This is a genomic window from Nonomuraea sp. NPDC003707, assembly GCF_053587055.1.
The window spans coordinates 216,348-234,205 of record NZ_JBSFNK010000006.1 but is presented as its reverse complement, the minus strand read 5'-3'; the positions used below and the strand labels follow the sequence as shown (position 1 = coordinate 234,205).

The following is a 17,858-nucleotide window of genomic DNA, read 5'->3' as shown; positions in this document are numbered from 1 at the left end:
AGAATGGCACAACTGATGGCTGCTCTCACTCCCACCGATCCCCACCGGCTGGGCCGCTACTGGCTGGCCGGGCGGCTCGGCGCCGGCGGCCAGGGTGTGGTGTACGAGGCGTACGGGCAGGACGGCGAGCGGGTCGCGGTCAAGGTGCCCAGGTTCGACAGCGCCGACGCCAGGGCCAGGCTGGCCAAGGAGGCGGCGGCGGCCCGGCGGGTGGCCTCGTTCTGCACGGCCAGGGTGATCGAGGCGCAGGTGGACGTGCCCGCCCCGTACATCGTGAGCGAGTTCGTCCCCGGGCCCAGCCTTCGGCAGGTGGTCGCGGAGTCGGGGCCGTACGGGGGTGACCGGCTGCGCCGGCTGGCCGTCGGGGTGGCGACCGCGCTGACGGCCATCCACCAGGCCGGGATCGTGCACCGGGACCTGAAGCCGGACAACATCATCCTCGGCCCCGACGGGCCACGCGTGATCGACTTCGGGGTGGCCCGCGAGGTCGGGCCGACCACCTCCGGTCCCATCATGGGGACGCCGCAGTACATGTCGCCCGAGGTGTTCCAGGGGCGCGCGGCGACGGCGGCGGCGGACCTGTGGGCGTGGGGGATGGTGGTGCTGTTCGCGGCTCGGGGGAGTGACGCCGTGGAGGCGGGCGATCCGGTGGCGGTCGTCACGCGGGTGCTGAGCTTCAGCCCGGACGCGGGCGGGCTGCCCGAACCGCTCGGGTCGCTCGTCTCGGCGGCCCTCTCCCAGGCGCCCGCCGACCGGCCGCCGGCGAAGACGGTGCTCCTGCGGCTGCTGGGCGAGCCGGACGGGGACGCGCTGGCCGCGGGCGGAGCGCTGGCGGGGGAGCTCAGGAGCGCCGTCGCGGAGCCCGATCTCGGGGCCGTCGCCGAGGAGCTCTACGCCGAGCTGACCGAGGCCGAGCGGGCGAGCGTTCCCGAGGTCCTGCTGCGGATGATCGACGGCGACGAGCTGCGGCCGGTCGGCCGTGACGAGCTCCCGGACAGCGGGGCCGTGGACGCCCTGCTCGACGTCTTCGCCGCCGCGGGCCTCCTCACCCGGAGCGGCACCACGTTCGAGCTGGCCCGGCCGGGGCTCATCCAGGCCTGGCCCCGGCTGCGCGACTGGGTGGCCGCCAACCGCGAGGGCCTGCCCGTGCACCGCCGCCTCGCCGACGCGGCCGCCCAGTGGGACGGCCACGGCAGGAAGCCCGCCGACCTGCTGCACGGCTCCAACCTCGACAGGGCACTGCGGTGGGCGGCCTCCGAGCGCAGGGATCTCACGCTGGCCAGGCGGGAGAGCGAGTTCCTCGACGCGGGGGCCAGGCAGACCAGGCGGCAGTCCAGGAGGCGGGGCCTGCTGGCGGCGGCCCTGGCCGTGCTGCTGGCGGTCGCGCTCGGCGGGCTTGGGCTGGCCGAATATCTGCGCAGGCAGACCGTGCGCCAGCGCGACGACGCCCTGGCCAGGGAGCTCGCCCTGCGGGCCGCCGACCTGCGGCAGTCTGAGCCGCCGCTGGCGCGGCTGCTCACCGTGGCGGCCTGGCGGCTGAGCCCGTCGCTGCCGGAGACGCGCGGGGCGCTCTACGACTCGCTCTCCCAGCCCGTGACCGACGTCTTCACCGATCCGTACCGCGGCTCCGGCTCCGTGTACGGGCTCGGCCAGGACGGGCGCGCGCTCGTCGCCGTACAGGCCGGTCTGGCCAGGATCTGGGACGTGCCGGCGCACCGGCTGCTCCGGGAGATCACCGGGGTGGGCACCGGCGTGCGCAAGGCGGCGATCGACCCCGGCGGGCGCACCCTCGCCCTCCAGGACGACCGGGGAGTACGGCTCTGGGACGCCGCCACCGGCCGTCCGCTCGGCGACCGGTTCGGGGTGCCCGCGGGGGAGGTGGGCGAGCTGGAGTTCGACGCGACGGGACGGCTGCTGTCCGTGCCCGTGGGACCGGCCGCCGTCGAGCGCTGGTGGGACATCGGCACCCGCAGGCCCCTCACCACCCCCGGAGGAGCAGGACTGGACGCGGTGAGCCCGGACGGCCGCCTCGGCGTCGTCGCCAGCAGCGTCACCGGCCGCGCCCAGCTCTGGGACCTGCGCGCCGGCAGGCGCCTGGCCGCCCCTCGGCTGCCGCTCCGGTCCGATCTCCTGGAGGCGGAGTTCAGCGCGGACAGCCGGGTCCTGGCGGTCACCGCGAACCGGGCGCCCGGCGAGTCCGGCATCACGATCTACGGCCTCCCCGGGGGCGAGGTGCGGCTGAGCGACGTGTCGGGGGACGCGGTCGAGTTCGCGTTCGGCGACCGGTTCGTCGCCACCTGGGCGTGGGGCAAGGAGCTGGTGATCCGCCGGTGGCCCGGCGGGGACGTCGTGCTGCGGCGGCAGCCGCCCGCCCCCATCCTCGACCTGCGCTTCGACGGCGACCGGCAGGCGCTGCGGCTGCTGAGCGACGGCGGGGCAGTCTTCACGATGGACGTCTCCATGCTGTTCGACCGGTCGATCGGCGGCGGCGACGACCAGGGCCAGATCCTGCTCGACCCGTCGTCCCGGATCCTGGCGGCCAAGGGGCACGGCGCCCTCACCCTGTGGGACGCGGCGACGGGACGCCCGCTGGCGGCCCCGATCAGGTGGCGGGGCACGGGCGCGGCCATGGCGTTCAGCCGCGACGGCCGCCGCCTGGCCTTCGTCGAGGACGACACCGTGCACGTCATCCAGGTGCCGCCGGGGGCCGCGGCCCAGGAGTTCCGGATCGCGACCAAGGGCGCGAACGGGGTCGACGCGGTCGCCTTCAGCCCGGACGGCCGCACGCTCGCGCTCTCACCCTGGGGCGCCGGCGGCGGCCTGCCGGTGGAGCTGCACGACCTCGAACGCGGGACCTCCAGGACCGCGACGGTCCCGGGAGCGGGGCGGCTGGCCTTCCGCCCGGACGGGCGCCTGCTGCTCGCGGGCCTGACACCGCGGCTCATCGACCCCCGGACGGCCGCCGGACGGCCGCCCGCCCCCGGCGCCGGGCAACTCGAGGGCACCTTCGCCTTCAGCCCCGACGGCAGGCGGGTGGCGTTCTCCGGCCCCGACCGGATCACCGTCTGGGACGGGGACGTCACCACCCGGCTGGCGAGCTTCCCCGCCGTGCCGGACAGCGACGTCGCGCAGCTCGCCTGGTCGCCCGACGGGCGCACGCTGGCCGCGTACGAGAGGGGCGACCGCGTCCGCCTGTGGGACGTGCCGCACAACCACCCGCTGGGCATGATCTTCGACGGTCTCCAGTCGTTCCAGGCGGCCGGGAGCGGCCGGCTGGCGTTCTCACCGGACGGCAGGAGGGTCTACAGCGTCACGCCGGACGGCACGCTGCGCACCCACGAACTCGACGGGGACCGGGTGGCCGGCGCCGTCTGCCGGTGCGCCGGACGTACCCTCACCGCCCAGGAGTGGGCCCGCCACCTGCCCGGCGTCGAGCCCTTCACCCTCTGCCGCTAGGCGGTCCAGGCGCGGGCCGACCTGATGATCTCCTCCAGGTGGTCGCTGTGCGCGCCGCGCCAGTAGACCTGGCCGCACTCGCCGCACCGCCCGTACGCGTCGTAGTTGCGCTCCGTGCCCGCCTCCAGCAGCGGCGCGATCTCCTGCTTGGCGACCGGCCGCAGCTCGCCGTTGCACGCCGTGCACCGCGTCCACGGGCGCAGCGGCGGGGTGAAGCGTTCGAGCAGGTCGCGGAGCTGGTCGGCGGGGCGGGAGCCGCGTACGTACGCGCCCAGCCACAGCGCGCGGCGGCGCAGCAGGCCGCGGTCCTGCGTGAGCAGCACCCGGTGCTCCTCGTTGGCCTGCACCACCAGCGAGGGGTCGTCCATGTCGTTGTGGTAGGCCGTGTCGATGCCGAGCAGCCGCAGCCGCCGAGCCAGCGTGCCCAGGTGCACGTCCAGCAGGAACCGCGGCTCCTCCGGCAGCGGCTGCGGGCGGGGCACCGGGTGGACCTCCACCACGTCACCGGCCACGAGCTGGTACGACGGCGGCACCCCGCGGCCGTCGGCGACCATCGGCCCCACCTCGGTCAGCGGGATGCCGAGCGACTCGACGTGGTGACCCAGCGTCGAGGTGCCGTCCGGCGTCACCCGCTGCCACTCCTGGCGCCGGCTCACCGGCAGGAACATCGTCAGCTCTGAGGCGATGAGTAGGCGTGCGTCCCGTTCGCTCACATGTCCATTCTGGTGGACCGGATAACGTAATTTCATGCCGATATCTCGCCGCGCCTTCCTGGGGCTCGCCGCGCTGGCGACCGGGTGCTCGGCCGCCGACGGCAGGCGGACCGAGTTGCGGCTGGCGACGGGTGTGACGGGCGGGATCTACGAGCAACTCGGCGACGGGCTCGCGCGAGAGCTGCGGCAGGACGGGCTCACGGTGCGGGTGATGAAGACCGCGGCCAGTGTGCAGAACCTGACGATGATGACCGACGGGCGGGCCGACGTGGCGTTCGCGCTGGCCGACAGCGCCGACGACGCCGTCAGGGTGCGCCACCAGCCGGTCTCCGCGCTGGCCAGGGTGTACATGAACTACGTCCACCTGGTGGTGCGGCGGGGCTCCGGCATCGCGGCGGTCAAGGACCTGGCGGGTCGGCCGGTCTCCATCGGGCTGGAGGGCTCGGGCACCGCGGTGACCGCCACCCGCGTGCTGGCGGTGGCCGACCTGGCCGAGCCCGCCGAGGTCAGCAGGCTGGGCCTGGACGAGTCGGTCCAGGCGTTGCGCGACGGCGGGATCGAGGCGTTCTTCTGGTCGGGCGGGGTGCCCACGCCGGTCCTGGCCGCGCTGAAGGACATCGAGCTCGTGCCGCTGGAGCCGCTGGTGACGGTCCTGCGCCGCCGGTTCGGCCCGCTCTACGAGCACGGGCTGGTGCCCGCCGGCGTGTACGGCGTCGGCCGGCCGGTGCCGACCATCGGCACCCCCAGCTACCTGATGTGCCGGGCCACGCTCCCGGACGATCTCGCGTACTCGATCACCGAGACCCTCTTCGGCGCCCGCGACCGCCTCCAGGCCCCGTCGGCGCCCGGCGGGCGGCTCGACATGCGCTACGCCATCGGCACCGGCGTCGTCCCGCTCCACCCGGGCGCCGCCCGCTACTACCGCTCCGCCTACGGCTGAGCCCTCAGGCGCAGCTCCACGACCAGACCCTGCGGTACGGCGGGCAGCAGCACCAGCGTGGCCCCGCACGCCCTGGCCAGTTCGGCGGCGATGGCCAGGCCCAGGCCGCTGCCCACCACGTTCGCGTGGGCCCCGGACCGCCAGAACCGTCCCAGCGCCTCCGCCCGCTCCTCCTCGCCGAGCCCGGGCCCGTCGTCCGCGATCCGCAGCACCCCGTCCTCCAGGGTGACCGTGACGGTGCCGCCCTCGGGCACGAACTTCTGGGCGTTGTCGAGCGCGATGTCCGCGACCCTGGCCGCCGCCTCGGGAACCACCGCCATTTCCGAAATTTCGGTTATGAGGTGGACGCCCTTGGCCGCGTACACCTCCCGCCAGGTCCCCAGCCGGGGCGCCAGCGGGATCTCCTTGCCCTCGACGCCCGCGCCCGCCTCCACCTTCGCCAGCGCCAGCAGGTCCTCCACCAGCAGCGCCAGCCGGTCCAGCTCCGCCATCGCCTCCTCGAACTCGGCCGTGCCCTCACCCCGCAGATGCGGCTCCAGGTTCTCCAGCCGCAGCCCCAGCACCGTGAGCGGGGTGCGCAGCTCGTGGGAGGCGTCCGCCACGAACGCCCGCTGCCGCTCCATCGCGTTGGAGACCGCGTCGGCCATGGCGTTGAAGCGTTCCTCCAGCCGCCGCAGCTCGGAGGGCCCGGCGCCGGGATGCGCCCGCGCGTCGAGCCTGCCCTGCGCGATGGCCTGCGTGGTGCGGTCGAGCTCGGTGACGGGCCGCAGGATCCAGCGGGCCAGCCGCCTGGCCACCAGCGCCGAGTAGCCCAGCGCCACCAGCGCGCCGACCAGCAGCGCGCCCCACACCAGCGACACGTCCTGCCTGGCCCGGTCGGTGGGGGCCTCCAGCAGCACCACGCCGGACAGCTGCGCGTCCCGGCCCGCGGGCTCGGCCAGCAGCACCGTGGCCGGTCCGAACGGGCTGATCGTGGGCAGCTCCTCCGTCGTGCGGCCGGACAGCGCCAGGCGGGTGGCCTCCCGGTCGTCGGCGTCGAAGCGGCCCGCGGTGGCCAGGATGGAGCCGTCGCGGTCGCGTACGCGTACCGCCGCCCCGTAGAGCTCGGCGTAGCGGTCGATCTCGGCGATCAGCCCCGAGCGGTCGTCCTCCCTGGCCGCCTGGTCGGCCAGCTCCGCGAAGCGGGTGGCGTCGGCGCGGCGGTCGAGGAGCAGGCGGTTCGTCCGGTGGGAGGCGTAGGCGAGGCCCAGCGGCACGGCCAGCGCCGCGATCAGGAAGACGATCAGCGTGGTGAACGTGACCACCAGGCGGGAGTTCACGCCGTCGAGCCCAGCCGGTAGCCGGTGCCTCGCAGCGTCTCCACCAGCCCCGGGCGGCCGGTCTTGGAACGCAGGTTGGCCACGTGCACGTCGAGCGAGCGGGACGCCGACAGCAGCGGGTCGCCCCAGACCTCGTCGAGGATCTCCTCCCGGCCGCGCACCACGCCCGGCTCGCGCGCCAGCATCGCCAGCACGTCGAACTCCCGCCGCGTCAGCGTCACCGGCTCGCCGGCCACCGTGACCTGCCTGGACTCCAGGTCGATGCGGACGTCGCCGACGCTCACCACGTCGTCGCGGGCCGGCATCGGCCTGGTGCCGCGCCGCACCACCGCCTCCATGCGGGCCATCAGCTCCACCGTGCGGAACGGCTTGACCAGGTAGTCGTCGGCCCCGGACCGCAGCCCGCGCAGCACCTCGCGCTCCTCCGTGCGGGCCGTGACCACGATGAGCGGCACCGCCGACACCCGGCGCAGGCGGCGCAGCACGTCGAGGCCGTCCATGTCGGGCAGGCCCAGGTCGAGCAGGACGAAATCGACGCCCCCCGCCAGGCGGAGGGCGTCGACGGCCAGCCCGGCACGGGTGACCTGATGGCCGTGCCGGGCGAGGGCCGTGGTGAGCGCGGACGCGAGCCGATCGTCGTCCTCGACCAGGAGAACTCGCATACGGTCAGGTTAGACGCGGGCCGCGACCACATCCTCCGAAGTCTGCTCGGCGCGGGAGAGGGCGGCGTCCCTGGTCTCGCGCATGGTGAGGTAGACCACGAGCGACACGGCGGCGCAGGCGGAGACGTACCAGAAGTAGCCGGACTCGATCTTGTTGTTCTTGAACCACAGCGCCACGTACTCGGCGGTGCCGCCGAACAGGGCGTTCGCGATGGCGTAGGGGAGGGCGACGCCGAGCGCGCGGATGTTCGTCGGGAACAGCTCGGCCTTCACCACCGCGTTGATCGAGGTGTAGCCGGTGACGATGATCAGGCCGATCAGCGAGAGCGTGAGCCCGCCGGCGAACCCCGTGACCCCGCCGAGCGCCGTCATCAGCGGCACCGTGCCCAGCATCGACCCGATCCCGAACGTGATCAGCAGCGGCCGCCGCCCGATCCGGTCCGACAGCCCACCGGCCAGCGGCTGCAGGCACATGAAGATGAACAGCGCGCAGAAGCTCACCAGCGTGGCCGTCTCCTTGGGCAGGCCGGCGGTGATGGCGAGGTATTTGGTGAGGTACGTGGTGTAGGTGTAGTACGCGACCGTGCCGCCCATGGTCAGGGCGATGACCAGCAGCGCTTCCTTCTTGTGGGCGAGCAACTGCTTGATCGTGCCGCGGCCCTGGTGCTCGACCTCGCGCTCCTCCTCGTCGTACGCCTCCGTCTCCAGGAGGTTGCGGCGCAGGTAGAACACGACCGCGGCGCCCAGGGCGCCGATCACGAACGGGATGCGCCAGCCGTAGGAGTTGAGGGCCTCCGTGGACATCGTGTTCTGCAGGATGATCTGCAGGCCGAGGCCGACGAGCTGGCCGGCGGTCATGGAGACGTACTGGAAGCTCGAGGCGAAGCCGCGCCGGCCGCGCGGGGTGGCCTCGGTGAGGTACGTGGCGCTGGCCGCGTACTCGCCGCCGACCGACAGCCCCTGCAGCAGGCGGGCCACCACCAGCACGACGGCGCCGAAGTAGCCGACCGTCTCGTACGTCGGGGCGATGGCGATCAGCAGGGCGCTGGCCGACATGAGGGTGACGGTGAGCGTGAGAGCCGCCTTGCGGCCCTTCCTGTCGGCGTAACGGCCGAGCAGCCAGCCGCCGAGCGGGCGCATGAAGAAGCCGACGGCGAAGATGGCCGCGGTGTTGAGCAGCTTCGCCGTGTTGTCGCCCTCAGGGAAGAAGGACGCGGCGAAATAGACGGCGAAGCTGGTGTAGACGAACCAGTCGTACCACTCGACCAGATTGCCGACGGAGCCGCCGATCACTGCCTTCCACGGCACGCGTGCCTTGCTCACGGGTAACCTCCTGGGGGGAGTAGGTGCAGGTCAGAGCCTCTCCGCAGAAGGATGTTCGGACAAGGGCAGGTGGCCGAGATCTAACGTCCGCTTAACATGGGCGCAACCTCGGGCTTGCCCCGGCCCGTCACAATGGCGGGTTGGCCTTCTCGGCCCTCTCCAGCGCCAGATCCGGCCACCACTCGCCGGCCTCCGGGGACACGACGCCGCGCTCGGGGTCCTTCTCCCCGCCCTCCCCGCGCCTGCACCGGCCGCTGGACGAGCCCGCCCGCGCGATCCACAGGTAGGCGTCCACCAGCTCCTCACCCGTGTCGGTCGTGGGCCGGTCGCCGGCGCCCCGGCCCGGCGGGTTGCACCACGTCTGCGGGTCGGGGTACTTCTTCGGCGGCGGGGCCCACGAGCCCTGGCCGTTCCTGGCGGTGTCGACCACGAAGTGGGGCATCGTCGCCGGGTCCACCTTCCCGTCCGACGGGCAGTCCCTGGCGCCCGTGGCCCGCTGGACGCTGACGCAGGCCGACAGCGCCTTGCCGTACGCGACGCTCCTCTCCGTGGGGTGGAAGGCCCCCGTGTTGAGGAAGAAGCCGTCCGCCCGGTCGATGCCGGCCTTGATCAGCCGGTCGGCCATGAGCGCGGTGCCCGGGTAGAGGTCCTGGCTGCCGTCGAGGTAGACGGCCGTGTTCGGGTTGGCCTTGAGGGTCTGGACGGCCTGTCTGAGGTCCTTGTAGCGCTGCTCCACCGAGCCCCGTGGGTCGCATTCCTCGACTCCGGGGATCTTGACCGTGGCGCCCGGTTCGAGGATCGCCACCGCCTTGGCCTGGCCTATCGTGCTCGCTATGCCCTTGATCCACTCCTGGTACGAGGCCAGTTCGGCGGCGGTCGTCGAGCGGCACTCGCTGCCCGGCAGGGAGTTGATCAGGAACACCGGGACGCCGCCTTCCTGCCGGGCCGCTTTGACGGTGGCGTCGACCTCCGGCCTGGCCTCGGGCTGGTTGAGGCGGATGGCATGGGGGACCGCGGCCAGCCTGCTCATGAGCTCGGCGTCCCGGGGGCGGTCCTTCTTCCACTGCTCGGCCTGGCGGTTGGCGGCCGGCTCCAGCGGGGAGTAGAACGTGATCTTGCCTGGGGCTCTGAGCGGGTTCTGGGGCTTGGCCTGGTTGTTGGAGTGGGCGGCTTGGGTGGTGCTCGTCTGGGCGGGGGTGCGGGCGCTCGACGAGGTGCCCAGGGTGCGCCAGGCGACCGCCACGGACGCGCCTCCCACAGCCACGGCGACGGCCGCCGCCGCGGCGAGCACCTTCCTCCGGTTCCCCGCCACCCCGGGGTTGGGAGTCAAGGGGCTGTCGGGCGGCGCCGTCGCCGCGCCGGGCGGTCGCGGGCCGTCAGGCGGCGCCGTCGTCACGTCGGCGTGCGCCGGGTGACCGGTCGCGTTCGTGCCCGTGCCCGTGCCAGTGCTACCAGTGGATGCCGGAGTAGCGCTTGGGTCCGTCTCCGCGCGGGGGAGTGGAGCGCCGCCGGGGTCCGCCACGCTGAGGTGGTCCATCAGGTCCTGGGCCGTGGGGCGTTCGCGCGGGTTCTTCGTCAGCGAGGCGAGCACCAGGTCGCGCAGCGGGCCCGAGAGGCCGTGCAGCTCCGGGGCTTCGTTGACGATGCGCAGGAGGATCGTGGGGACCGAGCCCGAGCCGAACGGCGGCCTGCCGCTCGCCGCGTAGGCGACCGTGCAGCCCCACGAGAAGATGTCCGAGGCCGGGCCGATGGTGGCGCCCGACACCTGCTCGGGCGACATGTACGACGGCGTCCCCACGATCGCGCTGCTCATCTCCGCGTCCATGAGCTGTGCGATGCCGAAGTCGATGACCTTGGGCCCCACCTGGGAGAGCAGCACGTTCGACGGCTTGAGATCGCGGTGCACGACCCCCGCCCCGTGGATGGCGCGCAGGGCCATGGCCATCGCGGCGGCCAGGCCGTCCAGCGCCGAGCCCTTCAGCGGCCCCGACTCGTGGACGGCGTCCCCCAGGCTGGGCCCCTCGACGTACTCGGTGACCAGGTATGCCACGTCCCCCTCGACGTCGGCGTCCAGGACGGGAGCGGTGCAGAAGCGGGCGACCCGCTTGGCGGCGGCCACCTCGCGGGCGAAGCGCCGCCTGAAGTCCGCTTGCGCGTCCATCCTGGGGTGGATGAGCTTGACCGCCACCCGCGTGCCGTCCGGCGCCTGGCCCAGGTAGACGACGCCCATGCCGCCCTCGCCCAGCCGAACCAGGAGCGTGTACGGCCCCACCTGGCGCGGATCCCCGTCCCTCAACGCCTCCAAGGTCATAAAGGATCACGTTAGCCGCCCGCCTCCGAACGGCCTACAGCTCCAGCCGCCATTCGTTCCATTCGTCGAGGAGCTCGAAGCCCATGGCCTCGTTGATGGCCAGCATGTGGGCGTTGGAGGTGGCGTTCCAGGTGATGATCCGCTCCAGGTGGGGCTCGTGCTCGCGGAGCCAGAACAGGTTGGCGAGCTTGAGCAGCAGCCCGAGGCGGTGGCCCCGGTGCCCGGCCAGCACGGTCGTGTCCGCCTGATGTCCCCAGCCGTCCGAGCGGTCGGCGGCGAGGTAGACACGCGTGTATCCGGCGGGGGCTCCGTCGGAGTCGCGGCGGGCGATCATCGAATAGCTGGTGAGGCCGCGCTCCTTGATGCCCTCCTCGCGGTCGCGGATGCGCTCGGAGCTGAAGTCGAAGTCCTCGATGCCGGCGTCGCGCGGGGCGTCGTTCATGCCGTTCATCAGGGTCGAGAGGTCGGGGATCAGGCCGGGGTCCGCCGGGCCGGTCCAGCGTTCGAGGCGGTAGCCCTCGACGGTGGGGATCATGCGTTCCAGGGTGTCCCAGCCGGCCTTGCGGAGATCCAGCACGCGGCGGGCCTCGGCGACCGCGACCGTCATGCCGTGGGCGAGCGCGAAGCGGGCGCCCACGCCGGTGGTCGGCGTCTCCGTGAGGAGCAGGCTTCTGCCGTGGTGGCGCAACCTCTCCAGCGCATGCTCGAACAGCGCCGAGCCCAGCCCTCGGCCGCGCCGCTCGGGGCGCACGACGAGGGGGAAGATCCAGCCCATGTGCGTGTTGTCGAGCTGGGAGAGCGACAGGGCGTAGCCGCCGACGACCTCGCCGCCCTCGACGACGGCCCACAGCTCGGCCCGGTCGCCCGGCGAGTGCCTGGCGATGTCGTGGCGGAAGTGGGCGAGCGACATCAGAGGGCCCGGGTCGTCGGAGTAGGCCGCCGTGTACGCCTCATGCAGGCCCGTGACCAGGTCGCCCGGCCGGTCGAGATCGATGGGCTGGATCCACATGTGCCCAGCAAATCGCACGGACGACGGCTGGGGCGAGCGAATTTATTGGCTGTAGTTCTCGACCTCGTTGGCGGGGCGGGCGGCGGCGTTGTCGGGGTCCTCGCCCGCGCTCCGCCTGGCCCGGCGCTGCCTGAGCAGGTCCCAGCACTGGTCGAGCGCCGTCTCCAGCTGCTTGATGCGCTCGTGCTCCTCGTCCGTGGTCACCTCGCCCGTGGACAGCCGGTTGCGCAGCTCGTGCTCCTCGTCGACCAGGGCACTGATCTTGGTGAGAATTTCGTCGTCCCGCATGCCTGAACTCTAGTCACCGGTCCGGGCCGGCCTCCCGCCCCGGGGCCCGTTTCCCACCGCACTTCGGCTGAGGGCGACTCGCCGCCTTCTCAGGATCTGAGATCCGGGGCAGTGCATCGCGAGACGTCTGGTAACGTGCATGGCATGCTGCGTGGGCTGCTTCTTAGCTGCCGCGGCGGGGGCCACTGAGGCCGGCTCCCTCGCCGCGGAGCCAGTCATGCGCGTCGGCCGATTTCTTTCGACCGATGAGGAGCCAGCAGACATGACCACTCAGCAGCCCAGCCCCATGCCGACCCATCGCTATCAGGCGTTCGAGCCCATCCGCCTGACCGACCGCACCTGGCCCGACAAGGTCATCACCAAGGCGCCCCGCTGGTGCGCGGTGGACCTGCGGGACGGCAACCAGGCCCTGATCGACCCGATGGACTCCCATCGCAAGCTGCAGATGTTCGAGCTGCTGGTACGCATGGGCTACAAGGAGATCGAGGTCGGCTTCCCGGCCGCCTCGCAGACCGACTTCGACTTCATCCGCCAGATCATCGAAGAGGGCCGCGTCCCCGACGACGTGGTCATCCAGGTGCTGACCCAGGCCAGGCCGGAGCTGATCGAGCGCACCTTCGAGTCCATCGAGGGCGCCAAGCAGGCCATCGTCCACCTGTACAACTCGACCTCCACCCTCCAGCGCCGCGTCGTGTTCGGCCTGGACAAGGACGGCATCACCGCCATCGCCGTCGAGGGCGCCAAGCTGGTCAAGAAGCTCGCCGACGCGAGCGACGTCGACGTCTACTTCCAGTACTCTCCCGAGTCGTTCACCGGCACCGAGCTCGAATACGCCGTCGAGGTGTGCGACGCGGTCAACGACGTGTGGCAGCCCACCCCCGACCGCAAGGTCATCGTCAACCTGCCGGCCACGGTCGAGATGGCCACCCCCAACATCTACGCCGACCAGATCGAGTGGATGCACCGCAACCTCAAGCACCGCGACTCGATCGTCCTGTCGCTGCACCCGCACAACGACCGCGGCAGCGCCGTGGCCGCCGCCGAGCTGGGCTACATGGCGGGCGCCGACCGCATCGAGGGCTGCCTGTTCGGCAACGGGGAGCGCACCGGCAACGTCTGCCTGGTCACCCTGGGCATGAACCTGTTCTCCCAGGGCGTCGACCCCGAGATCGACTTCAGTGACATCGACGAGATCCGCCGCGTCACCGAATACTGCAACCAGCTGCCCGTGCACCCGCGCCACCCGTGGGGCGGCGAGCTGGTCTACACCGCCTTCTCCGGCTCCCACCAGGACGCCATCAAGAAGGGCTTCGAGCACCTCGAGCGCGACGCGGCCGCGGCGGGCGTGCCGGTCGACGCGTTCACCTGGGCGGTGCCGTACCTGCCGATCGACCCGAAGGACATCGGCCGCACCTACGAGGCCGTCATCCGCGTCAACAGCCAGTCGGGCAAGGGCGGCGTCGCGTTCATCATGAAGGCCGACCACCAGCTCGACCTGCCGCGCCGGCTGCAGATCGAGTTCTCGAAGGTGGTGCAGGCCCGCACCGACAGCGAGGGCGGCGAGATCAGCCCCGCCGCGATGTACGAGATCTTCCGCGACGAATACCTGCCCAACCCGGCCAACCGCTGGGGCCGCCTCAGCCTGATGGCCCACCGCCACGAGTCCACGGTGGACGACAAGGACCGCATCGGCGCCGACGTCCGGGTCGACGGGGAGATCCGCGAGATCGCGGGCGCGGGCAACGGCCCGATCTCGGCCTTCATCGACGCCCTGGCGGGGGTCGGCATCCAGGTGCGCGTGCTCGACTACGTGGAGCACGCGATGAGCGCCGGCTCCGACGCCAAGGCCGCCTCCTACCTGGAGTGCGAGGTCGACGGCCAGGTGCTGTGGGGCGTCGGCGTCGACGCCAACACCACGACGGCCTCGCTCAAGGCCATCATCTCCGCGGTCAACCGCGCCTCGCGCTGACCGCACCGCACCCATCCACTCGGTACGCCGTCCAAGGGGCCGTCCGTCACTTGGACGGCGGGCCGAGCAGTGAGACCAGCAGCCCGGTGAACTCCGTCACCGACCAGGGCAGCCGGCGGCCCAGGGCGGTCTGCACCTGGGCCTCCCGCTGGCGGAACACCGGGTGGTCCAGCCGTACGTAGGCGACCCCTTCGCCCGAGCCCTCGCGGTGCAGGTCGCCGAGATCTCCGACGAGCGCGATGCCGCCCCCGCAGCGGACGAACTCGTGCAGCGGGCCGAGCCCGTCACAGACCAGCACCGGGCGGACCGTCAGTCCCTCGATCTGCGTGCCGATGTCGAAGAGCTCGCGCTGGCTGGTCCCGGTGGAGGCGAGGGCCAGCGGGTGCTCGCACAGCTCCGCCAGCCCGACCTGGTCGCGTCCGGCCAGCTCGTGCCCGAGCGGGACGATCGCGACCACCGGGATCACGACGGCGCACTCCACCCGCACATCGTGCTGCGGCCCCATCGCATAGGTGACGGCGACGTCGGCGATCCCCTCGATCACCCGGCGGGTGGCCTCCTGCCGGGGGACGACGTCGAGCTGGAACGTCACGTCGGGGTGGTCGCGCCGGAAGGCCGCCATCGCCCGCGGGACGATCCGCCGTCCGAACCCCTCCGAACACGCCACCGTGACGTTGCGGACATCGGCTCCGCGCCCGGTCCGCAACTCGTTCACCAGGGCGGACGCCTCGGCCTCGCTGCGGCGGACGTGGGCGAGGAGCCGGGATCCGGCCTCGGTCAGCGCCATCCCGCGCGGATGCCGGACGAACAGGGGCACTCCGCACCCGGACTCCAGCTTGGCGATCTGCCGGCTGATCGCCGATGGCGCGACGGTCAGCGTACGGGCCGCCTCCGTCACCGACCCCGTCCGGGCCACCTCGAGGAAGTACGAGAGGCCCACCGGCAGGAGTTGCATCGGGACCTCCTGGTAAATGCTTCGGACACACGGGTTTGCCAATAGTAGAACGCTCGTTGCGGCAATCGGCAATGGTCGAAGCCCGTGAACCGTCCTACGCTGCTGACCAGAACAGCGCCCGCGATCCCCCGGAGGAACCTCTCGTGATCCCAGCAGACCTCATCGAACAGGCGGAGGAGTACGTCGATTCCGGCGCGTTCTTCACCGACCTCGCCGCGATGGTCTCCTACCCCACCGAGAGCACCAAGCCGGGAGCCCGCGTTGCCGTCAAGGCATACCTGGACGAGGTTCTGGCGCCCGCGCTGACCGGCTTGGGGTGCTCCGTGACCGAGCACCCCAACCCCGACCCCGCTGGGGGCCCGTTCCTGGTCGGCACCCGGATCGAGTCCTCCTCGCTGCCGACGCTCCTCTGCTACGGCCACGCCGACGTGGTGGACGGCCACGCGGGCCGGTGGAGCGACGGCCGGGACCCGTGGACGCTGACCGCCGACGGCGACCGCTGGTACGGCCGCGGCTCGGCCGACAACAAGGGTCAGCACCTGATCAACCTCGCCGCGCTGCGCCTGCTGCTCGCCCGGCAGGGGCGGCTCGGGTTCAACCTGATCTTCCTGTTCGAGTCCGGCGAGGAGATCGGCTCGCCGGGACTGGCGGAGTTCGCCGCGGCGCACCGCGAGGAGCTGCGGGCGGACGTCCTGATCGCCTCGGACGGGCCGCGCCTGGACGCGGCGACGCCCACGCTGTTCCTCGGGTCGCGCGGTGGAGTCGACATCGCGCTCGACGTCGATCTGCGCCCCAACACCTACCACTCCGGCAACTGGGGCGGCGTCCTGCGCAACCCCGCCACCACCCTGGCCGGCGCGATCGCGAGCTGCGTCGACGGGCACGGACGCATCCGGGTGCCCGCCCTGCTGCCGCCGGAGCTCCCGGACGCGGTCCGCGAGGTGCTGGCCGGCGTCACCGTCGCGAACAGCCCCGGCGACCCGGCCCCGGACGAGGGCTGGGGCGACACCGGCCTGACCGCCGCCGAGCGGCTGTACGGCTGGAACACCCTGGAGGTCCTGGCGGTGGGGTCGGCCGACATCGACAACCCCGTCAACGCGATCCCCGGCCGGGCCCGCGCGATCCTGCAGCTGCGGTACGTGGCCGGGACCGACGTGAGCGGCGTGGAGCAGGCCGTCGCCGAGCACCTCGCCGCCCACGGCTACCCGATGGTCGGCGTCAGCGTCCTGGGCCACTTCCCCGCCAGCCGTACGGCACTCGACGACCCGTGGGTGCGGTGGGCCAGGGAATCGCTGGAGCAGGTGGCCGGTGGGCCCGTCGCCCTGCTGCCGAACATCGGCGGCTCCCTGCCCAACTTCGTCTTCACCGACGTCCTCGGCCTGCCGACCCTGTGGCTGCCGCACTCGTACCCGGGCTGTCTCCAGCACGCGCCCGACGAGCACCTGCTCGCCGGGATCGCCCGCGAGGGCGTCGTGCTGGCCGCCGCGCTGTTCCACGCTCTCGGCAACCCTTCGGCCGACCACCCTCTCCCCGCCCCCCAACCGGTCTGACGGACGTCAGCCCCCCCACCGGAAGGACCTTCGATGGCCGTCGCCTCCACAGATCCGACCCAGCCCGCGACGCGCGGCTCCACCGGCCGCGCGATCGCGGCGGCGACCATCGGCAACGCGCTCGAGTGGTTCGACCTCGCCGTGTACGCGCTGATGGCGGCCTACATCGGACAGGTGTTCTTCCCCGCCGACGCGCCCGGCGTCCAGCTGGTGCAGGCGTACGCGGTGTTCGGCGTGACGTACCTGATCCGTCCGCTCGGAGGGCTGGTCATCGGCGCGTACGCCGACCGGCACGGGCGCAAGAAGGCCCTGGTGCTGACGATCTGGCTGATGGCCCTCGGCACCCTGCTGATCGTGGTCATGCCCGGCTACGCCACGCTCGGGCTCCTCGCGCCGCTGGGGATCGTGGTCGCGCGGTTGATCCAGGGATTCGCGGCCGGCGGCGAGTTCGGCGCCGCCACCTCGTTTCTGGTCGAGCAGGACGACAGCCGCAAGGGTTTCCTCGGCAGCTTCCAGTTCGCCAGCCAGGGGCTCGCGACCCTGATGTCCTCCGGGTTCGCCGCGGGTCTGACCGCCGTGCTGTCCAAGGAGCAGATGGCGGACTGGGGCTGGCGGGTGCCGTTCGTGTTCGGGCTGCTGGTCCTTCCGGTCGGCCTCTACATCCGCCGGTACGTCCTGGAGTCGCCGGAGATCACGCCGGAGGCGACGGGCGAGCGTCCCTCGCCGATCCGGTCGGTCTTCCGCGACCACTGGGGCGGCCTGCTGATCGCCGGTGGCGCGCTGGTCATCTCGACCGCGCTCAACTTCATCCTGCAGTACATGCCGACCTTCGGGATCGAGGAGCTGGGCCTGAACGATTCGCTGTCGTTCGTCGCGCTGCTCATCACCGGGGTCACCCTGACCGTCGCGACGCCTTTCGTCGGCCTGCTGGCCGACCGGTTCGGCCGGCTGAAGATCATGATCCCGGCCGCGGTGCTGATCGGCGGGAGCGTCGTCCCGCTGTTCCTCTGGCTGACCGCGTCGCCGTCGTTCCTGACCCTGACGCTCTGCATGACGATCCTCGGCCTGCTGAAGGCCGCCTACTTCGGCGCGCTGCCGTCGGTGATGGCCGACGCGTTCCCGGTGCAGGCGCGTGCGACCGGCCTGTCGTTCAGCTACAACGCGGCGGTCGCGGTCTTCGGCGGGTTCACCCCCGCCATCGCCGCGGCGCTCGTCTCGGGGACCGGCTCGCAGGTGTCGCCGGCGTACTACCTGCTGGCCGTCTCCTTCCTGAGCATCGCCGCCCTGGCCTCCGCGCTCCGGACCCGCGGCATCCGCTGAGACCCGATTAGTGAACGTTGCGTTTCTTCGAGTTGAATCCTAT

13 protein-coding genes are annotated in these 17,858 nt (G+C 72.3%); 5 read left to right on the top strand and 8 right to left on the bottom strand.

Translation table 11 applies throughout. The features are described 5' to 3' along the window. Positions 1-15: 15 nt before the first annotated feature. Positions 16-3,456: a serine/threonine-protein kinase gene (locus ACWDRB_RS17965; protein ID WP_449895080.1), complete on the top strand. Its 3,441-nt coding sequence runs from the start codon at positions 16-18 to the stop codon at positions 3,454-3,456. On the opposite strand, the gene ACWDRB_RS17960 is transcribed toward ACWDRB_RS17965, so the two are convergent. Next, positions 3,453-4,205: a Mut7-C RNAse domain-containing protein gene (locus ACWDRB_RS17960; protein ID WP_397367043.1), complete on the bottom strand. Its 753-nt coding sequence runs from the start codon at positions 4,203-4,205 to the stop codon at positions 3,453-3,455. The genes ACWDRB_RS17965 and ACWDRB_RS17960 overlap by 4 nt on opposite strands. Between ACWDRB_RS17960 and ACWDRB_RS17955 the strand changes: the two genes are divergently transcribed. Continuing rightward, positions 4,204-5,109, top strand: a complete 906-nt coding sequence (locus tag ACWDRB_RS17955) for a TAXI family TRAP transporter solute-binding subunit (protein ID WP_449895078.1) — start codon at positions 4,204-4,206, stop codon at positions 5,107-5,109. The genes ACWDRB_RS17960 and ACWDRB_RS17955 overlap by 2 nt on opposite strands. Here ACWDRB_RS17955 and ACWDRB_RS17950 read toward each other — a convergent pair. The 6 genes from ACWDRB_RS17950 to ACWDRB_RS17925 form a co-directional block, all read right to left on the bottom strand. After that, positions 5,100-6,428 carry an ATP-binding protein gene (locus tag ACWDRB_RS17950; protein ID WP_449895075.1) on the bottom strand — a complete coding sequence of 443 codons (1,329 nt, stop codon included), beginning with the start codon at positions 6,426-6,428 and terminating at the stop codon, positions 5,100-5,102. The two genes, ACWDRB_RS17955 and ACWDRB_RS17950, sit on opposite strands and share 10 nt — an antisense overlap. Next, positions 6,425-7,090, bottom strand: a complete 666-nt coding sequence (locus ACWDRB_RS17945) for a response regulator transcription factor (protein WP_192791128.1) — start codon at positions 7,088-7,090, stop codon at positions 6,425-6,427. Before ACWDRB_RS17945 ends, ACWDRB_RS17950 begins: the two co-directional genes overlap by 4 nt. 9 nt (positions 7,091-7,099) lie before the next feature. After that, positions 7,100-8,413: an MFS transporter gene (locus ACWDRB_RS17940; protein WP_449895072.1), complete on the bottom strand. Its 1,314-nt coding sequence runs from the start codon at positions 8,411-8,413 to the stop codon at positions 7,100-7,102. Positions 8,414-8,540: 127 nt separating this feature from the next. Then, positions 8,541-10,724, bottom strand: a complete 2,184-nt coding sequence (locus tag ACWDRB_RS17935; protein WP_449895069.1) for a protein kinase domain-containing protein — start codon at positions 10,722-10,724, stop codon at positions 8,541-8,543. Between the two features lie 34 nt (positions 10,725-10,758). After that, complete coding sequence (locus ACWDRB_RS17930; protein WP_449895066.1) at positions 10,759-11,733, bottom strand: GNAT family N-acetyltransferase; 975 nt, start codon at positions 11,731-11,733, stop codon at positions 10,759-10,761. 42 nt (positions 11,734-11,775) lie between these two features. Further along, entirely contained in the window at positions 11,776-12,021 is a 246-nt protein-coding gene (locus ACWDRB_RS17925) for a DUF2630 family protein (protein ID WP_357733942.1), read from the bottom strand. A gap of 262 nt (positions 12,022-12,283) precedes the next feature. On the opposite strand from ACWDRB_RS17925, the gene leuA reads away from it, so the two are divergent. Beyond that, positions 12,284-13,990, top strand: a complete 1,707-nt coding sequence (gene leuA, locus ACWDRB_RS17920; RefSeq protein WP_449895063.1) for a 2-isopropylmalate synthase — start codon at positions 12,284-12,286, stop codon at positions 13,988-13,990. A 46-nt stretch (positions 13,991-14,036) separates the two neighbouring features. Here leuA and ACWDRB_RS17915 read toward each other — a convergent pair whose 3' ends face one another. Then, positions 14,037-14,945, bottom strand: coding sequence for a LysR family transcriptional regulator (locus tag ACWDRB_RS17915; protein WP_449895061.1), 909 nt, complete (start codon positions 14,943-14,945; stop codon positions 14,037-14,039). Positions 14,946-15,088: 143 nt separating this feature from the next. On the opposite strand from ACWDRB_RS17915, the gene ACWDRB_RS17910 reads away from it, so the two are divergent. After that, a complete protein-coding gene (locus ACWDRB_RS17910; protein WP_449895059.1) occupies positions 15,089-16,495 on the top strand; it encodes a M20 family metallopeptidase in 1,407 nt (468 codons plus the stop codon). A 33-nt stretch (positions 16,496-16,528) separates the two neighbouring features. Continuing rightward, positions 16,529-17,815: an MFS transporter gene (locus ACWDRB_RS17905; protein WP_449895056.1), complete on the top strand. Its 1,287-nt coding sequence runs from the start codon at positions 16,529-16,531 to the stop codon at positions 17,813-17,815. Positions 17,816-17,858 lie beyond the last annotated feature (43 nt).